The 17,666-nt window shown below is 34.6% G+C and carries 12 protein-coding genes, 1 tRNA gene and 1 pseudogene; 5 read left to right on the forward strand and 9 right to left on the reverse strand.

The genetic code is table 11. The features are described from left to right. Position 1: 1 nt before the first annotated feature. Positions 2–496, reverse strand: a complete 495-nt coding sequence (locus A9G43_RS04595; protein WP_065607041.1) for an AAA family ATPase — start codon at positions 494–496, stop codon at positions 2–4. A gap of 115 nt (positions 497–611) precedes the next feature. Here A9G43_RS04595 and A9G43_RS04605 point away from each other — a divergent pair. From A9G43_RS04605 to metF, 4 genes and pseudogenes are all read left to right on the forward strand, one after another. After that, a pseudogene (locus A9G43_RS04605) lies at positions 612–1,655 on the forward strand (IS3 family transposase); the annotation flags it as partial. Positions 1,656–1,806: 151 nt separating this feature from the next. After that, positions 1,807–2,358: a YagU family protein gene (locus A9G43_RS04610; RefSeq protein WP_065561279.1), complete on the forward strand. Its 552-nt coding sequence runs from the start codon at positions 1,807–1,809 to the stop codon at positions 2,356–2,358. A 173-nt stretch (positions 2,359–2,531) separates the two neighbouring features. Continuing rightward, positions 2,532–4,805 (forward strand): 5-methyltetrahydropteroyltriglutamate--homocysteine S-methyltransferase, encoded by a 2,274-nt coding sequence (metE, locus tag A9G43_RS04615; RefSeq protein ID WP_065607043.1) that lies wholly within the window; start codon positions 2,532–2,534, stop codon positions 4,803–4,805. Positions 4,806–4,938: 133 nt separating this feature from the next. After that, positions 4,939–5,814 (forward strand): methylenetetrahydrofolate reductase [NAD(P)H], encoded by an 876-nt coding sequence (metF, locus tag A9G43_RS04620; RefSeq protein WP_065561300.1) that lies wholly within the window; start codon positions 4,939–4,941, stop codon positions 5,812–5,814. Between the two features lie 81 nt (positions 5,815–5,895). On the opposite strand, the gene A9G43_RS04625 is transcribed toward metF, so the two are convergent. The 6 genes from A9G43_RS04625 to miaB form a co-directional block, all read right to left on the reverse strand. Further along, a tRNA-Met gene (locus A9G43_RS04625) sits at positions 5,896–5,972 on the reverse strand. A gap of 364 nt (positions 5,973–6,336) precedes the next feature. Beyond that, positions 6,337–7,518: a serine hydrolase gene (locus A9G43_RS04630; protein WP_065607046.1), complete on the reverse strand. Its 1,182-nt coding sequence runs from the start codon at positions 7,516–7,518 to the stop codon at positions 6,337–6,339. 14 nt (positions 7,519–7,532) lie between these two features. Beyond that, on the reverse strand, positions 7,533–8,639 hold the full coding sequence (gene mrdB / locus A9G43_RS04635; RefSeq protein WP_065607048.1) for a peptidoglycan glycosyltransferase MrdB: 1,107 nt from the start codon (positions 8,637–8,639) through the stop codon (positions 7,533–7,535). 2 nt (positions 8,640–8,641) lie between these two features. Next, entirely contained in the window at positions 8,642–10,579 is a 1,938-nt protein-coding gene (mrdA, locus tag A9G43_RS04640) for a penicillin-binding protein 2 (protein WP_065607050.1), read from the reverse strand. An 18-nt stretch (positions 10,580–10,597) separates the two neighbouring features. Continuing rightward, positions 10,598–11,623, reverse strand: coding sequence for a PhoH family protein (locus A9G43_RS04645; protein ID WP_065607052.1), 1,026 nt, complete (start codon positions 11,621–11,623; stop codon positions 10,598–10,600). A gap of 32 nt (positions 11,624–11,655) precedes the next feature. Further along, positions 11,656–13,083, reverse strand: coding sequence for a tRNA (N6-isopentenyl adenosine(37)-C2)-methylthiotransferase MiaB (gene miaB, locus A9G43_RS04650; RefSeq protein WP_065607054.1), 1,428 nt, complete (start codon positions 13,081–13,083; stop codon positions 11,656–11,658). Positions 13,084–13,378: 295 nt separating this feature from the next. Here miaB and A9G43_RS04655 point away from each other — a divergent pair, with 295 nt between their 5' ends. Next, positions 13,379–14,614 carry an N-acetylmuramoyl-L-alanine amidase gene (locus A9G43_RS04655; protein WP_065607056.1) on the forward strand — a complete coding sequence of 412 codons (1,236 nt, stop codon included), beginning with the start codon at positions 13,379–13,381 and terminating at the stop codon, positions 14,612–14,614. Between the two features lie 43 nt (positions 14,615–14,657). Here A9G43_RS04655 and rsmG read toward each other — a convergent pair whose 3' ends face one another. Then, complete coding sequence (gene rsmG / locus A9G43_RS04660; RefSeq protein WP_065607058.1) at positions 14,658–15,257, reverse strand: 16S rRNA (guanine(527)-N(7))-methyltransferase RsmG; 600 nt, start codon at positions 15,255–15,257, stop codon at positions 14,658–14,660. Further along, complete coding sequence (gene mnmG / locus A9G43_RS04665; protein ID WP_065607060.1) at positions 15,235–17,127, reverse strand: tRNA uridine-5-carboxymethylaminomethyl(34) synthesis enzyme MnmG; 1,893 nt, start codon at positions 17,125–17,127, stop codon at positions 15,235–15,237. The genes rsmG and mnmG overlap by 23 nt, the downstream gene beginning before the upstream one ends. Positions 17,128–17,666 lie beyond the last annotated feature (539 nt).

A 17,666-nucleotide genomic window follows, 5' to 3' on the forward strand; every position in this document is an offset into this window, starting at 1 on the left:
ATTAGTTTTCTTCTTTATCACTATACTCAAAAGATATATTAGGTACTGCTCTAAATCGGCCTGACAAATAAGCTTTTTCAAATTTCATATCTTTACGCATACGAAATTCTGCTAATGGATATAATTCACTTTCTTGTTTTTCATTTTTGTTAACAAACCAAACTTGATCTCGTCTTATTTCTGACAGCAATGAAACATCATGCGTTGTAAAAATAAGTTGAGCATTTGCTGTATTAATTTTAGAAGAATTAAACTGTTGAAGAATAAAATGCATAATTTGAGGATGTAAGCTACAATCTAATTCATCAATAAATATTACTCCGCCCTGTTTAAATGAACGTAAAAACATAGCTGATAACGAAAACATTCTTTGAGTTCCCTCTGATTCATCTTTTTCTAAATCGAAACAAACATTGTTTCCTGAATCAGTTTGATGTACTGTCAATATTTTATTGTTTTGGTCCCATGAAATTAACTCTTTCAATTCAGCGGGCATATCATCAGGGAAACTTATAGTTGATTTTCCTTTTTCTAAAGATGTAACTATCCCCTAAAATAGTACAGCAAAAAAGTAGAAAATTCTCTATGATAAAAGAAAAGGGGATTTAATTATGAAAAAAATGACTGAACATCAAATCGTCGCTATTTCAAAAGAAGCTAAAGCGGGTATTCCTGTCAAGGAACTGTGCCGTAAATAGGGCATGATAATTCAACTTTTTATAAATGGAGGGAAAAATACGGCGGAATGGAAACTTCGGATATCAAACGCTTAAAGGAGCTGGAGGCTGAAAACCGCAAGCTTAAGCAGATGTTTGCCGAACTGAGCATAAAATCCCAGCTTCAGGAAGAAATCATAAAAAAGCTTTAGTGCCAACAAAGGCACGTGAAACGTGGGCACAGCAATTACAACAAAATCATTCAGTTACTATTGCTATGAGTTGTGCCATTGTTGGCTTAAGCCGTTGTGCTTACTATTATCAACCTAAGTTACTGGATGATTCAGTGATTATTTCGGTGTTGAATGCTATCACAGACCGGCATTTACGCTGGGGCTTTCCTAAATGTTTTTATCGTATCAGAAAGCTCGGCTATAAATGGAATCATAAACGGGTATATCGGGTGTATTGTGAATTAAAGCTTAATCTCAGGATAAAGCGTAAACAGCGCATTCCTCCACGAAGCCCAGAAAGGCTATCAGCACCCAATAAACAAGGTGAATGTTTATGAGTGACAGTAGTCGTAATCAGCGTCGCTTTAGGACATTCAATGTGATAAATGACTTTAATCGTGAGGCGTTAGGTATTGATATTGCAGTAAGCTTACCAGCAGGAAGGATTACCCGTTACTTAGATAAACTGGCCGAATATCATGGGTATCCATTAAAAATACGGGTCGATAATGGGCCAGAATTTACCGGAAAAACCTTTATAAACTGGGCTAAATCACATGATATAACCATTGATTATATCCAGCCCGGTAGCCCTTATCAAAATGGCTATATTGAACGATTTAATCGTACCTATCGTACTGAAGTACTCGATTTATATCTTTTTAACAACTTAGCACAAGCAAGGAGAATAACCGAAGAATGGTTAACGATTTATAATACCGAAAGACCGCATGAGGCATTAAATAACATGACACCGATTGAGTATAAAACACTAAAACAGGCAGCATGATTTTCTACGTGAGTTGTGTACTAAGTCTGGGATATTTACACCACCAACCCCACTTATTCCTCTTTTATCCCAAATTACACAGGAGTATAATTTATACACCTATTATTATAATTATGGAAAACCCAGTATGTTTGGAAATAAAACAAATCGTCAAGTCATTATTTGGACAACAATCATTGGTGGTTTTATTAGTGCTTTAGTTAAGTGGGGATCCGAGGTTAATATGCCTCCTCGTGTCCCGGGTGAAATTTCGCCTCCAGCGGCACATATTGATGCATGGCTTGGTTGGTTAGGGATTGATTCTCATTCACTTGATTATATTTATCAAACAGCAACTGTTTCTGGTGCGGTAACGCTTTATCACTGGTTATTCAGTTTTGCTTTCGCCTTTGTTTATGTGGCTGGTGCATATTATTGCAACAAAATCCGACTATGGTATGGCGCAGTTTATGGCACGATTATTACTATCTCTATGCATGGTTTTTTAATTCCATTACTTGGATTTCGTCATCCTGCTTATGATGCCGAAGGTACTGTTGGTTGGTTATGGAATTTAAATGGCTATGAACTTTGGAGCGAAATTTTGGGTCATATCTATTGGGGCGTTTCAATTGAAATTTGTATGATTGCCGTTCTTGCTCATTTTTCAAGACCTATTCGTGGCGAGTGGCGTCAATAATTTAAGTTAAATCACTTAATACTAAATCCTACTATTTAACTATAGTGGGATTTTTTATTTTATCGGTTATAGTTAAAAACTATATTAACCAATAAAAAACTAGAATTATTCAATATCTGTTTTTTTTGTTATCTTCTTTATCACTAAAGAAAGTCGATAAAAAGGAAATAAAAATGAATACTGCTGTTATTGGATATCCTCGAGTTGGTAAGCTTCGTGAACTTAAATTTGCAACAGAAGCCTATTTTAAAGGTAATAAAACACAAGCTGAATTATTAAACGAAGCTAAAGCGCTACGAGCTGAGCATTTAAAACAACAAGCGGCTCAAAAAATTGCCTTTATTTCATCTAATGATTTTTCATTCTATGATGCGGTGTTAGATACAGCGTGTTTACTTAATGTTATTCCAAAACGTTACCAAGATTTAGGTTTACCTGAACTTGACCGTTATTTTGCGATGGCACGTGGTTATCAGGGTGAAAAAGGCGATGTGCGAGCACTCGCTATGAAAAAATGGTTTAACACCAATTACCACTATTTAGTACCTGAAATTGAAGATTCAGTACAAATTAAGTTAACAGGCACTAAACCTTTTGATGAATATCAAGAAGCGAAAGCGCTAGGTGTGCAAACCAAACCGGTTGTGGTTGGGCCGTTAACTTTTTTTAAATTAGCGCAGTATTTAGGTAAAAAACAGCTTGGTGATTTTAAAGCCGATATTATTAAAGCTTATCAAGAAATCATCCAAAAATTCACAACGCTTGGTGCTGAGTGGATCCAAATTGATGAACCCATTTTAGTCACTGACCTAAATAAAGACGATATCGCTTTATTTACCGAACTTTATCAAGCGATTTTATCGGTAAAAGGACAAACTAAGATTGTTTTACAAACTTATTTTGGTGATGTACGTGATTGTTATAAAGAACTTGTCGCTTTACCTTTTGATGGTATTGGTCTTGATTTTGTTGAAGGTAAACAATCATTAGCTTTACTTGAAAACAATGGTTTCCCTGCCGATAAAGTCTTATTTGCTGGTGTGGTAAATGGAAAAAATATCTGGAAAAACAATTACCAAAAAACCTTAGCATTACTTGGTAAAATCAAACAAAAAGCCGCAAATATTGTAATCAATACTTCTTGTTCATTACTGCATGTTCCTTATACATTGCAAAATGAGACCAAATTAACTATTCAACAACGTGCTTATTTTGCTTTTGCACAAGAAAAGCTACAAGAGCTTGCTGAACTTGGTCAATTATTTAAGGATGCAAACGCTGAAAATAATGCCGCTTATAAAGCTAACCAAACATTATTTACTCGTGAGCGTGAAGGCGCAAATCAAGCTGTACGCCAAAAAGTGGCCGCATTAAAAGATTCGGACTTTACTCGTTTACCTGAATTTTCAGTGCGTGAAGCAGCACAGAAAAAGGCCTTTAATTTGCCACTATTACCAACAACCACTATTGGATCATTCCCACAAACGCCTGATGTACGTTTAAATCGTGCTAAATTCAAAAAAGGTGAAATTTGCCTGAACGAATATACTGAGTTTAATCAACAAAAAATTGCGCAGTGTATTAAATTACAAGAAGAAATTGGCATTGATGTGTTGGTTCATGGTGAATTTGAACGTAATGACATGGTCGAATATTTTGGTGAAAGCTTAAATGGCTTTGTGTTTACTGAAAAAGCATGGGTGCAATCTTATGGTACTCGTTGCGTTAAGCCACCAATTGTTTGGGGTGATATTTCACGCTCAAAACCGATTACTGTTGCATATTCAAAATATGCACAAAGCCTGACAGACAAACCAGTTAAAGGTATGTTAACAGGACCTGTGACTATTCTAAATTGGTCGTTCCCACGAGAAGATATTTCTCAAAAAGAATCGGTATTCCAAATAGCATTAGCAATTGGTGATGAAGTATTAGATCTTGAAGCAGCGGGTATTAAGATCATTCAAATTGACGAAGCGGCATTAAAAGAAAAATTACCACTGCGTAAAGCAGATTGGAACAGTGAATACCTTGATTGGGCGATCCCTGCGTTTAGATTGGTACATAGCAAAGTGCAAGCAGATACGCAAATTCATACTCATATGTGTTATAGCGAATTTGCTGACATTATTAAAGATATTGATGCAATGGACGCTGATGTTATTTCGTTCGAGGCTTCTCGCTCTAATTTGCAGTTGATTGACGTACTTAATGCAAACAACTTCAAAACTGAAGTGGGACCAGGGGTTTATGACATCCATTCACCACGTGTACCACCAGTAGCCGAAATCAAAGCAACGATTGAAAAGTTACTAGCGAAGATTGATAACCAAAAATTGTGGATCAACCCAGATTGCGGTTTAAAAACTCGTGGCGAAAAAGAAGTGGTTGAAAGCTTACAACATTTAGTACAAGCCACTTTAGAAGTAAGAAAAACACTGAACTAAGTACTATTTTTACAAAGTCGTTGAGTTTTTTATTAACAAATCAGGCTTTGTTTAGCCTTACGTTTCCGCCGCCTATTTGGGCGGCGGAAGTGTCAATAAAGGAAATGAGTGACATAACCAATGGATGAAACAAATGAAAACAAATCTACTATTTAATAAAAAAACCGTATTCTCCTTTGAGGTTTTTCCCCCTAAAAAAACCTCACCTCTAGAAACAATTTATAGTACATTGCGTGAACTTGGTTATTTTAAACCTGATTTTATCAGTGTCACTTATGGTGCAGGTGGTAGCTTAAATGGTCAAACCACCATTGATATTGCCCACTCAGTCAAACACACTTATGGCATTGAAAGCGTCGCTCACTTGCCGGGGATCAATTTTGATAAAGCTGAAATGCAAAAAATCCTACACGATCTTAAATGTGCAGGAATTGATAATGTGCTCGCTTTGCGTGGTGACATTAGCCCGAATGTGCAACCTAAAGATGACTTTCGCTTTGCCAGCGAACTGGTGACATTCATTAAAGAAAACGGTGATTTTAACGTGATTGGTGCATGTTACCCAGAAGGACATCTTGAAGCAGCAACACTAAAACAAGATCTTATCCATTTAAAAGAAAAGGTCAATGCAGGTACCGATCAACTTATTTCACAGCTATTTTTTGATAATGACTATTTTTATACATTTTTAGATAAAGCTCGCGATATTGGCATTAATGTTCCAATAGAAGCAGGCATCATGCCAGTGACCAATAAAAACCAAATTGAGCGTATGGTATCGATGTGTGGGGTGAATTTACCTAAAAAATTCAAACAAATGATGGAAAAATACGAACACCATCCAGAAGCATTTCGTGATGCCGGTATTGCTTATGCAATTGATCAGATTGTTGATTTAGTTTCGCAAGATGTCGATGGCATTCACTTATACACCATGAACAATAGCTACATAGCAAGGCGCATTAGCGAAGCAGTATCAACATTGCTAGCAGTGCCAAAATCGCAATAGCGGTGGTATAAAAATAGTAATGGTATAAAGATAAAGTGTGATGTTTGGAGTACTGTGGAGTTGTTACGGACTAGCTAAAATTGGTTGCGGGGGCTGGATTTGAACCAACGACCTTCGGGTTATGAGCCCGACGAGCTACCAAGCTGCTCCACCCCGCGTCAAAGGAGTGGCTATATTATAGCATTAAAATAATAAAGCAATACCTATTTAGCTTAAACGCCACATTTTTAAACATTCTTGATTGAATATATATTATTTTCTTACATAAATAATAGTTACATGATATTTTTTGCTAGTTATTATGAATAAGATGATTATTTCTGCAATGAAAAGTTTAGTCATTGAATTTTTCATCTGCTCTTATTTTGAACGGATAGTTTTATTTTTATATTATTCCATTACAGTTAATTTATTTGCTTACTGTAAATAACACGAGAAATTTTGACATAATAGGTAGAGTTAGTTTTGAAGGGGATAAGATTGTTCTGTAAGCTAATACTTACAGAACAATGATAGTAAAAACTAGCTAAACAATTTATGGAATTGTAAGCTTATCCAATCCCAGATACTTCCAAAGAATCCTGTTTCTTCAACATTTTGTAAAGCGACAAGAGGTTGTTCGCTAATTACTTTACCATCTAATAGAAACTGCATTTTACCTACGGCAGTACCTTTTGTTATTGGTGCATAAATATAATCGTCAATTTTATATTCAACTTGTACATCAGCTGAGCGTCCTTTTGGTACAGTGATGTAAGACCCATTAATTGCACCTAGTTGAATTTTATTTTCATCTCCATACCAAATCGTTTTTGTCGCTAATGGCGTATCTGCTTTTACAGGATTTGCGGTTTCAAAAAAGCGGAATCCCCATACTAATAGTTTTTTGCTCTCTTCTTCACGGCCTTTATATGTTCGTCCACCTAGTACCGCTGAAATCAATCGGGTATTGCCATCAACCGCTGAAGCAACTAAGTTATAACCAGCAGCATTGGTATGCCCTGTTTTAATTCCATCAACGTTTAATGTGGTATCCCAAAGTAGTCCATTTCGATTAAGTTGTGGTTTTGATAAAGTATAGGTAAATTCTTTTTGTTTATAAATAGAATATTCTTCAGGTAAATCTCGAATCAATGCTTGCCCTAAAAAAGCCATATCTTTGGCTGTTGTATATTGCCCTGGTGCATCAAGCCCATGAACTGTTTCAAAATGAGTATGCGCTAATCCAATTTTTTTTGCATAATCATTCATTAGGTTAACAAAAGCCCCTTGGCTTCCTGCTACATGTTCTGCCATTGCAATACAAGCATCATTACCAGATTGGATGATAATACCTTTATTAAGATCAGAAACTGATACTGTTTTACCCACTTCTAAAAACATCAATGATGACCCTTTTAAAACAGGGTTACCCGTTGCCCATGCATCTTTACTTACTACAACCATATCATCATTTTTTATGCGTCCTGAGTGTAGTGCTTGACCAACCACATAGCTGGTCATCATTTTGGTTAGACTAGCAGGATCACGCTGTTGTTCAGCGTTATATTGCGCTAAAATTTCGCCCGATTTTGCATCGATTAATATATAAGATTCAGCATCTAGTTGCGGAATAGCTGGGATAGGAAAAGCCATTTCAGCCGATACTGATGAACAAAGTGCAAGCGCAAACAACGCAAAAGATAATTTAAATTTCTTTTTCATTTATTTCAATTCCGTTAAATATTTTTAGACAACATATATCGATGTGTGTGGATAGACATTATAATGCCAAAACTTGCCATTAATACGACTAAAGATGAGCCACCATAACTTATTAATGGTAATGGTACACCAACTACTGGTAAGATTCCACTAACCATGCCAATATTAATAAAAGCATAAATAAAAAATACTAAAATTAGTCCACCCGATAAAATTCGTCCAAATGTTGTTTGTGCTTGAGCTGCAATAATAAGTCCTCGCACAATCAAACATAAAAATAAAATTAATAAAATAATGGAACCAATAAAACCAAATTCTTCAGCTATGACTGAAAAGATAAAATCGGTGTGCCGCTCAGGTAAAAATTCAAGTTGCGATTGTGTGCCTTGAAGCCAGCCTTTACCCCATATACCGCCTGATCCAATTGCTGTTTTGGATTGAATAATATGATAACCAGCACCGCTTGGATCAAGCTCAGGATTGATCAGCATTAATACTCTTTTTTGCTGATAATCGTGCATTAAAAAGAACCACATAATTGGTAAAAATATAGCAATTAAAATTAATGCAATAAGAATATAGCGCCAATTAATGCCTGCTAAAAAAATAATAAAAATTCCTGACATAATAATCAATATTGCTGTGCCAAGATCCGGTTGCATAGCAACAAGTAATGTCGGTACTCCAATTATACCAAGTGTTTGTAATGTTGTTTTTAATGGCGGTGGGCATCCATCACGATGAATAAATTTTGCAACCATTAATGGCACGGCTATTTTGGCTATTTCAGAAGGTTGGAATCGTAAAATACCTAAATCTAACCAGCGCTGTGCACCTTTACTAGTATAACCAAAAATATCAACTAATAATAAAATAATAATACAAGCGATATATAGATATGGTGCCAATTTTTCATAGGTTCTAGGTGAAAACTGAGCCAGTAAAATCATTACAGCAAAGCCAAGTAAAATTTGTATTACTCGCTTTTGCATCATATCAATATTTTGTCCACTTGCACTCCACAGTATATAAAGACTATAACCAAGTAATAAAGTAATAAATAAAAAAAACAGAGGATCAATATGTATTTTTTGCCAAAAAGATTTTTTACTACTATTCATTATTAGTCTTCAGCTCCTGTATTTGGTGATGGTTCATCTAGCTCTGTTGAGTTATTGCCAAGAAGATAAAAATCCAATATTTTACGAGCGACTGCACCACCGTTCGAACTACCACCACCGCCATTTTCTAAAACAATGGCTAAAGCAATTTTTGGTTTATCGTAAGGAGCATAGGCTATAAATAATGCGTGATCACGTAAATGCTCAGGGATCTTATGAGCGTTATAAACTTCATCTTGCTTTAAACCATAAACTTGTGCAGTCCCTGATTTGCCAGCAGCTTGATATTTTGCATCAGTATAAAGCTTACGTGCTGTTCCTCGAGATCCAAACATAACACGGCGCATACCTTCTTTAGCTACATTCCAATAAGTTGATTTAACATTAACTAAACTATTATCCTCTAAATATTTTTCAGGCTTAACCAAGGGTTGAAGTTCATTTGAATTTAAAATATCGCTCTTTTTGTATAATAGAAAATGTGGAGTATAAGTTTTACCATTATTAATCAAAGTTGTTAATGCTTTTGCCATTTGAATAGGCGTTGCAGTCCAATATCCTTGACCGATACCAACTGGAATAGTATCGCCCTGTAACCAAGACTTTTTATGGCGTTTTATTTTCCATTCACGACTAGGCATAACAGCTCGTGTTTCTTCGTTTGGCGAAATATCTATACCTGTTCGTTGACCATAACCAAATTTAGTCATCCACGAATTTAAGCGGTCAATTCCCATATCATAAGCAACTTGATAAAAGTAGGTATCAACTGATTCTTCAATCGCTCTTAATATATCAACTCGACCGTGCCCCCATTTTAACCAATCACGATAACGCCGTTCAGTACCAGGTAATTGCCACCAACCAGGATCATTAACCACGCTTTTTGGGGTGATCACTCCTTCACTTAAGGCCGCAATGGAAATAAAAGGCTTAACAGTCGAAGCTGGTGGATAAGCTCCTAGTAAAGCTCGATTGAAAAGTGGCTTACTAGGATCTTTGAGTAATTCTCTATATTTAGTACTCGATATGCCACCAACAAAAGAGTTAGAATCATAACTTGGGCTAGAAACTAAGGCTAAAATTTCACCATTGTTAGGATCGATAGCTACCACAGCCGCTTTACGTCCAGCCAGTAATTGTTCTATATAAAGCTGTAATTTTAAATTAATAGATAAATAGATATCCTCACCCGCTTGTGGTGGATGTTGATTTAGTTGGCGTACAATTCTACCTCGGCTGTTAACTTCAACTTTTTCATAACCTGGAGTTCCGTGTAATACATCTTCGTAATACTTTTCTATCCCCATTTTTCCAATATTAAAAGTTGCCACATAATCGCTAGTTTTATTTTCATCTGCTAAACGCTGCTTATCTTGACTATTAATTTTAGAAATGTAGCCAAGAATATGCGTCAATGATGATCCATAAGGATAATAACGATGCTGTATACCAACAATGGAAACAAACGGAAAACGATGTTGATCCACAACGAAACGAGCTATTTGTTTTTCGGTCAAATCATCTTTTAGCGGTACTGGACGATGGGCTTTATAATTGCGTCGCTCTTTTTGAAAAGTTTCAATATCTTCATCGGTCAAATCAACAATTTTTTTTAATTCGTCAAATTGTTTATTAAGATTTTTAGTTTTATCTGGAATGATATTTAATTGATAAGTAATATTGTTAATCGCTAATGGCATACCATTACGATCATAAATCATACCTCGATTAGGTGAAATAGGAATAATTTCAATACGATTATCATTGGATTTCGTACTGTAATAACTATAATTCAAAATCTGTAAACCAGCTAAGTTTACAATCAACACGATAATTAAAATAATAATTGCAATAAAAGAAAACAGCGCTCGGCGCAAAAACAAGCTTGCTTCTGCAGAATGATCTCGAATTCTAGTTTTCTTTCTTTTACTTGAAATAGAGATAATATTCCTCCTCTACATACTTTTTTCTATATGCTGCAACTTATATTCCTGTTCATCCCATTTTTCATAAGCATTAACAATTCTTGCAACTACTGGATGACGCACGACATCTTCACTATTAAAAAAATTAAAACTAATTTCTTCAACTTGGCTTAATACTTCTATAGCATGACGTAATCCAGATTTTTGATTACGCGGTAAATCAATTTGAGTAATATCACCTGTTATTACCGCTTTTGAATTAAAACCAATTCGAGTTAAAAACATTTTCATTTGTTCAATCGTTGTATTTTGGCTTTCATCAAGAATAATAAATGCATCATTTAATGTTCGTCCACGCATATAGGCAAGTGGCGCCACTTCAATTACACTTTTTTCAATCAGTTTTTCTACTTTTTCAAAACCTAACATTTCAAATAAAGCATCATAAAGTGGACGTAAGTAAGGATCCACTTTTTGGCTTAAATTACCTGGTAAAAAGCCAAGTTTTTCACCAGCTTCGACTGCTGGTCGAGTTAGTACAATACGACGAATCTGTTGCTTTTCCAACGCATCAACTGCAGCTGCTACCGCTAAATAAGTTTTACCTGTTCCAGCAGGACCAATACCAAAAGAAATATCGTAATCCAAAACATGAGCAATATATTGTGCTTGATTCGTCGTTCGGGGTTTGATAATGCCTCGTTTAGTTTTAATTGCTACTAACTTTCCACCTTGGTGCTTGATATAAGCAGGTAAGTGTTCACTTACTTTTTCAAGTACACCTGTTTCTTTGATTGCTAAATGAATTTGCTCAGGTTCAATATCAATTATTTTATTTTTGATTTTGGTTTGTTTATAAAGAGATTGCAAAATATCAATAGCAGATCGAACAAAAATATCATCTCCGGTTATTGAAAATAAATTACTCCGTTGATTAATTTCAATACCTAGTCGACACTCTAGCTTTTTTATATTATCATTATAAGGACCACAAAGACTATTAAGCCGTTGATTATCGGCTGGTTCAAGCATGGTTTCTTGTGTTGTAATATTCAAATGTAAGCCCTCAAATAATTATTTTAACTCTTTTAAGGTTGATAAATCCCAACTCCTAAATCATTTTCTTTTCGTGTACGTGAAATAATGGATATTGGAGATTCACTCACACGTAACTTCATTTCATCTTCGGTTCTAACGACTTTACCGCGCAATGAATTTGGATAAACATCGGTAATTTCAACATCAACAAATTTACCAATCATTTCAGGACGACCTTCAAAGTTAACAATTCGATTATTTTCAGTTCGACCAGTTAATTCCATAAGGTCTTTTTTGGATGGACCTTCAACCAAAATACGTTGCACGGTATTTAACATACGGCGGCTAAATTGCATGGCTTGTTGATTAATTCGTTCTTGAAGTATGTAAAGTCGTTGTTTTTTATCTTCTTCAGAAACATTATCTTCCATTTCAGCAGCAGGAGTACCTGGACGTGCTGAATAAACAAAGCTGTAACTCAAATCAAAATTGACATCAACAATTAGCTTCATTGTTTGCTCAAAATCTTCTTGAGTTTCACCGGGGAAACCAACAATAAAATCAGAGCTAATTTGGATATCTGGGCGTACTTTACGTAGTTTTCGAATAATTGATTTATATTCAAGCGCAGTATGCGTACGTTTCATTAAGTTTAATACGCGATCTGAGCCACTTTGTACTGGCAAATGTAAAAAATTTACTAGTTCTGGTGTGTCACGATAAACATCAATAATATCATCAGTAAATTCTATTGGATGGCTAGTTGTAAAACGAATGCGATCTATACCATCAATGGCTGCAACTAAACGTAATAACTCTGCGAAGGAACAAATATCACCATCGAATGTTGGTCCACGATATGCATTTACATTTTGACCTAATAGGTTGACTTCACGTACACCTTGCTCGGCAAGTTGAGCTATTTCATAGATGACATCATCACAAGGTCGACTAACTTCTTCACCTCGGGTATAAGGAACTACACAATAAGTACAATATTTATTACATCCTTCCATAATCGAAACAAACGCAGTTGGGCCTTCGCTACGAGGCTCTGGTAGGCGATCAAATTTTTCAATTTCAGGAAAACTTACATCAACCACATGATTGCCTTTACCACTTTTAACTTGCTCAATCATTTCTGGTAAGCGGTGAAAGGTTTGAGGTCCAAAAATAATATCCACAAATGGCGCTCGTTTACGAATATGGGCACCTTCTTGCGAAGCAACACAACCTCCCACACCAATAATGATATCTGGATTATTTTTTTTAAGGTTCTTCCAACGTCCTAATTGATGAAAGACTTTTTCTTGGGCTTTTTCTCGAATAGAGCAAGTATTGAGTAATAAAATATCAGCTTCTTCAGCATTATCTATTAATGTTAAACCATGGGTGGATTCAAGGAGATCTGCCATTTTTGTTGAGTCATACTCATTCATTTGGCAGCCCCAAGTTTTGATATGTAATTTTTTGCTCATCAATAACTCAGTTATATTTAATTGTTAAAATGAAAACGGGTTTAAATCCGTGATTTTAGCGTACTATATTGTAATCCTTTGTGATTGTAGGGTCTAGAATAAAATAAAAAAATCAAAACAAAGCTTATTTTTAACATTTAAAGACAATCTTTTTTATAATAAAAATTGGTGGATAATTAAAAAAATTTATTTATCAATAATAACAGACAATTATGATAATCATTCTTTTTTAAAGTCCTTTCTTTTTATGCTATTATTTGCGACTAATTTTGATAATAAATAAAGTATTTAATATATGAAAAAAACATTTAGCCCAACAAAACGCCTATTAGTTAAAGGTATTATTGCTACATGTTTATTATCCTTTACTCGAGTTGGTTTTGCAGCAACCAAAGCACAAATTGTTGCTGTACGAGTTTGGCCTTCATCTACCTATACACGAATCACTTTGGAATCAAATATTAAACTCAACTATAAAAGCGCTTCGTTATTTAATCCGAATAGAATAGTGATTGACATTGATAATCTCAATTTAAATCCAACTTTAAAAACAATATCATCAAAAGTTTTAAGTCATGATCCTTATATTAAGTCGATACAAGTTTTGCAAATAGATTCTAAAATTGTAAGAATTATGATTGAATTAAAACAAAATGTTAATCCTAATACTTTTACTCTATCACCAATTGCAGAATTTAAACATCGTTTAGTGATGGATCTTTATCCTTACAGAACAACTTCAACAAGTGATGATGATCCTTTACTTGTACTATTAGAAGAATATAAAACCGGTGATCTTAGTAAAAAACAAGCAGAGATCAAAACCCAGACTAATAAAAAGAAAAATGCACCAATTATTGTCGTACTCGATCCTGGTCACGGTGGCGAAGATCCGGGAGCTATTGGCTATAATAGAACACGCGAAAAAGATATCGTTTTGCAAATAGCGCGTCGAACTTATAATTTACTTAAGAAAGAGGCAAATATTAAAGTTTATATGACTCGTAATGAAGATGTCTTTATTCCATTAAAAGTCCGCGTAGCTAAAGCACGATCGTTGCGTGCTGATCTTTTTATTTCTATTCATGCTGATGCCTTTACTAACCGTTCTGTTGGTGGGTCATCTGTTTTTGCTTTATCAACACGTGGAGCAAGTAGTTCAGCTGCTAGTTATTTAGCTCAAACTCAAAATGAAGCAGATCAAATAGGCGGTGTTAGCCGCAGTGGCGATAAATATTTAGATAATACTATTTTAGATTTGGTTCAAAAAACAACGTTAAATAATGGTGTGTTACTTGGTAATGCTATTTTGAATCGAATGAAAAAAATAAATAAGTTACATAAACAATCACTTGAAAAAGCTGGTTTTGCGGTGTTAAAAGCACCCGATATTCCATCGGTTTTGGTTGAAACAGCCTTTATTAGTAATATTACCGAAGAAAAAAAATTAAAGACTGCTTCGTTCCAAAATCAAGTATCTAAATCAATTATTGATGGTATTAAAGATTATCTGAAAAGGCGAAAAAATTAAATTTGTAAAAAGTTTAATAAAATCATTTAATTAATCACAAAAATTATTGAATAATAATTAAACACCTTTCAGCATCTAACCCAGGTATAATCAATTTTATATTTTGTTTAAGCGTAAAACCATCTGTAATAGGATCTATGTCACTTCCTTTTAGAGCATAAAAAGCTCCTTGTTCATTAGGAAGATGTTTACACCAACTAAGCATGTCTTGCAATGAAGCAAATGCTCGGCTAATAACTCCATCAAACTTTTTATCATTATATTCTTCTATTCGGCTTTGTATTGGGTTTATATTAGTTAGCTTTAATTCAAACTGTACTTGTTTTAAAAATCGAATACGCTTACCTAAACTATCCACCAAATCAAATTGTTTATCTGGGTTAATAATTGCTAGTGGAACGCCTGGTAAACCAGGACCGGTTCCAACATCAATAAAAGTTTTGCCAGTTAAATAGGGCGATACAACTAAACTATCCATGATATGTTTGATTAACATTTCATTAGGATCTCGTACAGCTGTTAAGTTGTAAGTCTTATTCCATTTGTTGAGAATTTCAACATAATGGATCAATTGATCTATTTGTGATTCTGAGATCAAAAGATCCGTTTGATCTATTAGATTAATGAGTTTCTTTTTTAACATAATTTTTCTTTTTTAAATAAACTAGCAACATTGAAATCGCAGCAGGAGTAATTCCTGATATACGCGAAGCTTGTCCTATTGAAACAGGTTTATGTTGTTTTAATTTAGCCACAACTTCGTTCGATAAACCCGATATTTCAGCATAATCAATATGCTCAGGAATAAGCGTTTCTTCATTGCGTTTTTGACGTTCAATTTCTTCTATTTGCAGTTTTATATATCCATCATATTTAACCTGAATTTCAACCTGTTCCGCAGCCTGTGCGTCAGACAATCCAGGCGCAAATAATGAAAGCGATTTCAATGTGTTATAACTCATTTCAGGTCGCTTAAGTAACTCTTCTCCATTGGCTTCTTTAGTCAAATTAGCACTTAACACGGCATTTACTTCGTCAATGCTTTCAATATGAGGATGTACCCATATATCACGTAATCTTGCTCTTTCTTGTTCAATAGCTTCAAATTTTTCGTTAAAACGTTGCCAGCGATAATCATCAACCATGCCTAGCTTGCGACCAATCTCAGTTAAGCGAATATCAGCATTGTCTTCACGTAACATTAAACGATATTCTGCACGCGAGGTAAACATGCGATAAGGTTCGTTAGTGCCAAGAGTACAAAGATCATCAACTAACACCCCTAAATAAGCTTGATCACGGGTTGGATACCATAGATCTTGATCATATACAAAACGTGCTGCATTTAAACCAGCAAGCATTCCTTGAGCTGCGGCTTCTTCATAACCAGTTGTACCATTGATCTGTCCTGCTAAAAATAGACCTTTGATAACTTTACTTTCAAGTGTTGGCTTAAGATCCCTTGGATCAAAATAATCATATTCGATCGCATAACCTGGTCTGACAATATTAGCATTTTCTAATCCTTTCATACTGCGTACAAATGCTAATTGTGTATCGAATGGTAAACTTGTTGAGATCCCATTTGGATATATTTCGTTGCTATCTAATCCTTCAGGCTCTAAATAGATCTGATGAGAATTACGATCCGCAAAACGCATAATTTTGTCTTCAATTGATGGACAATATCTTGGGCCAACTCCTTCTATTACACCAGTGTACATAGGACTACGATCTAAGCTATTTCGAATGATCTCGTGTGTTGTTTCGTTAGTACTTGTTATATAGCAAGGAATTTGTTTAGGATGTTCGCTTGTATTACCTAAAAATGAGAATACAGGAACAGGATCATCACCATATTGTGTGCCTAATTTTGAAAAATCAATTGTTCTAGCATCAATTCGTGGTGGGGTACCGGTTTTTAATCGTCCCATTCTAAATGGATATTGATGAAGTGATTTTGATAAACTGATCGAGGCTGGATCTCCTGTTCGTCCACCACTATAATTATTAAGTCCTATATGGATCTTCCCATCTAAAAAGGTACCTGTTGTTAACACAACAGCTTTAGCTTTAAAGGATACTCCCATTTGGGTTTTTACACCTATGATCTGATCGTTTTCGATGATCACATCTTCAACAGATTGCTGAAATAGCATTAAGTTTTCTTGGTTTTCAAGTGTTTTTCGTATCACTTTGCAATATAGTGATCTATCTGCTTGTGCTCTTGTAGCCCTTACTGCTGATCCTTTACTACTATTTAAGATCCTAAATTGGATCCCAGCATGATCAATAGCTCTTGCCATTAAACCACCCATTGCATCGATTTCTTTTACCAAGTGGCCTTTACCTATTCCACCAATGGCGGGATTACAAGACATTTGTCCTAATGTATTGATATTATGGGTTAAAAATAGTGTTTTTCGCCCCATTCTTGCTGATGCCATTGCTGCTTCTGTTCCTGCATGACCGCCACCAACGATGATGACATCAAAAAGATCTGGATAAAACATAAAAAACCTCATATTTATTTTGTGTACAGATGATCGCTAATTTAGATCGGGAGATTTGGTTTATTTAGGGTTGGAGATTTTACTCATCTTTTCGGTTACGTCAAATGATCTATTTCGATCGTGATTTAAATAAAATAAGATCTTTTATATGATCTTTTTGTTTTTATTATTATTAGATCGGATCTTTTTTGTTGATAAATCTTTTTTATAATTATTTTATAGGATCTTATCGATCGGTTTATTCTGTTAATTGATCGGATCTTTTTTTGTTTAAACTTGTGTTTAACTATTCTTTTTATCCACAAGTGTTTTCTATTTTGAAGTTGTTAATGCGATCATAACAGCTTGTTATCCTAATTTTTAACAGATTTATCCACAAAAATTAAGTTTGATTGCTTGAATTTTAACTTTTTATTGTTCTTATTTTAAACAGAATGTTTTGATCATTTTGTTGTTTTTTGTTTTATTTTTGAATTAGCAGTTATCTATTTGTCTTTTTATATAAAAGTGATTGATTTTTATAAAAGCAAATTTATACT

Source organism: Gilliamella sp. Occ3-1 (assembly GCF_001690655.1).
GTDB lineage: Bacteria > Pseudomonadota > Gammaproteobacteria > Enterobacterales > Orbaceae > Gilliamella > Gilliamella apicola_P.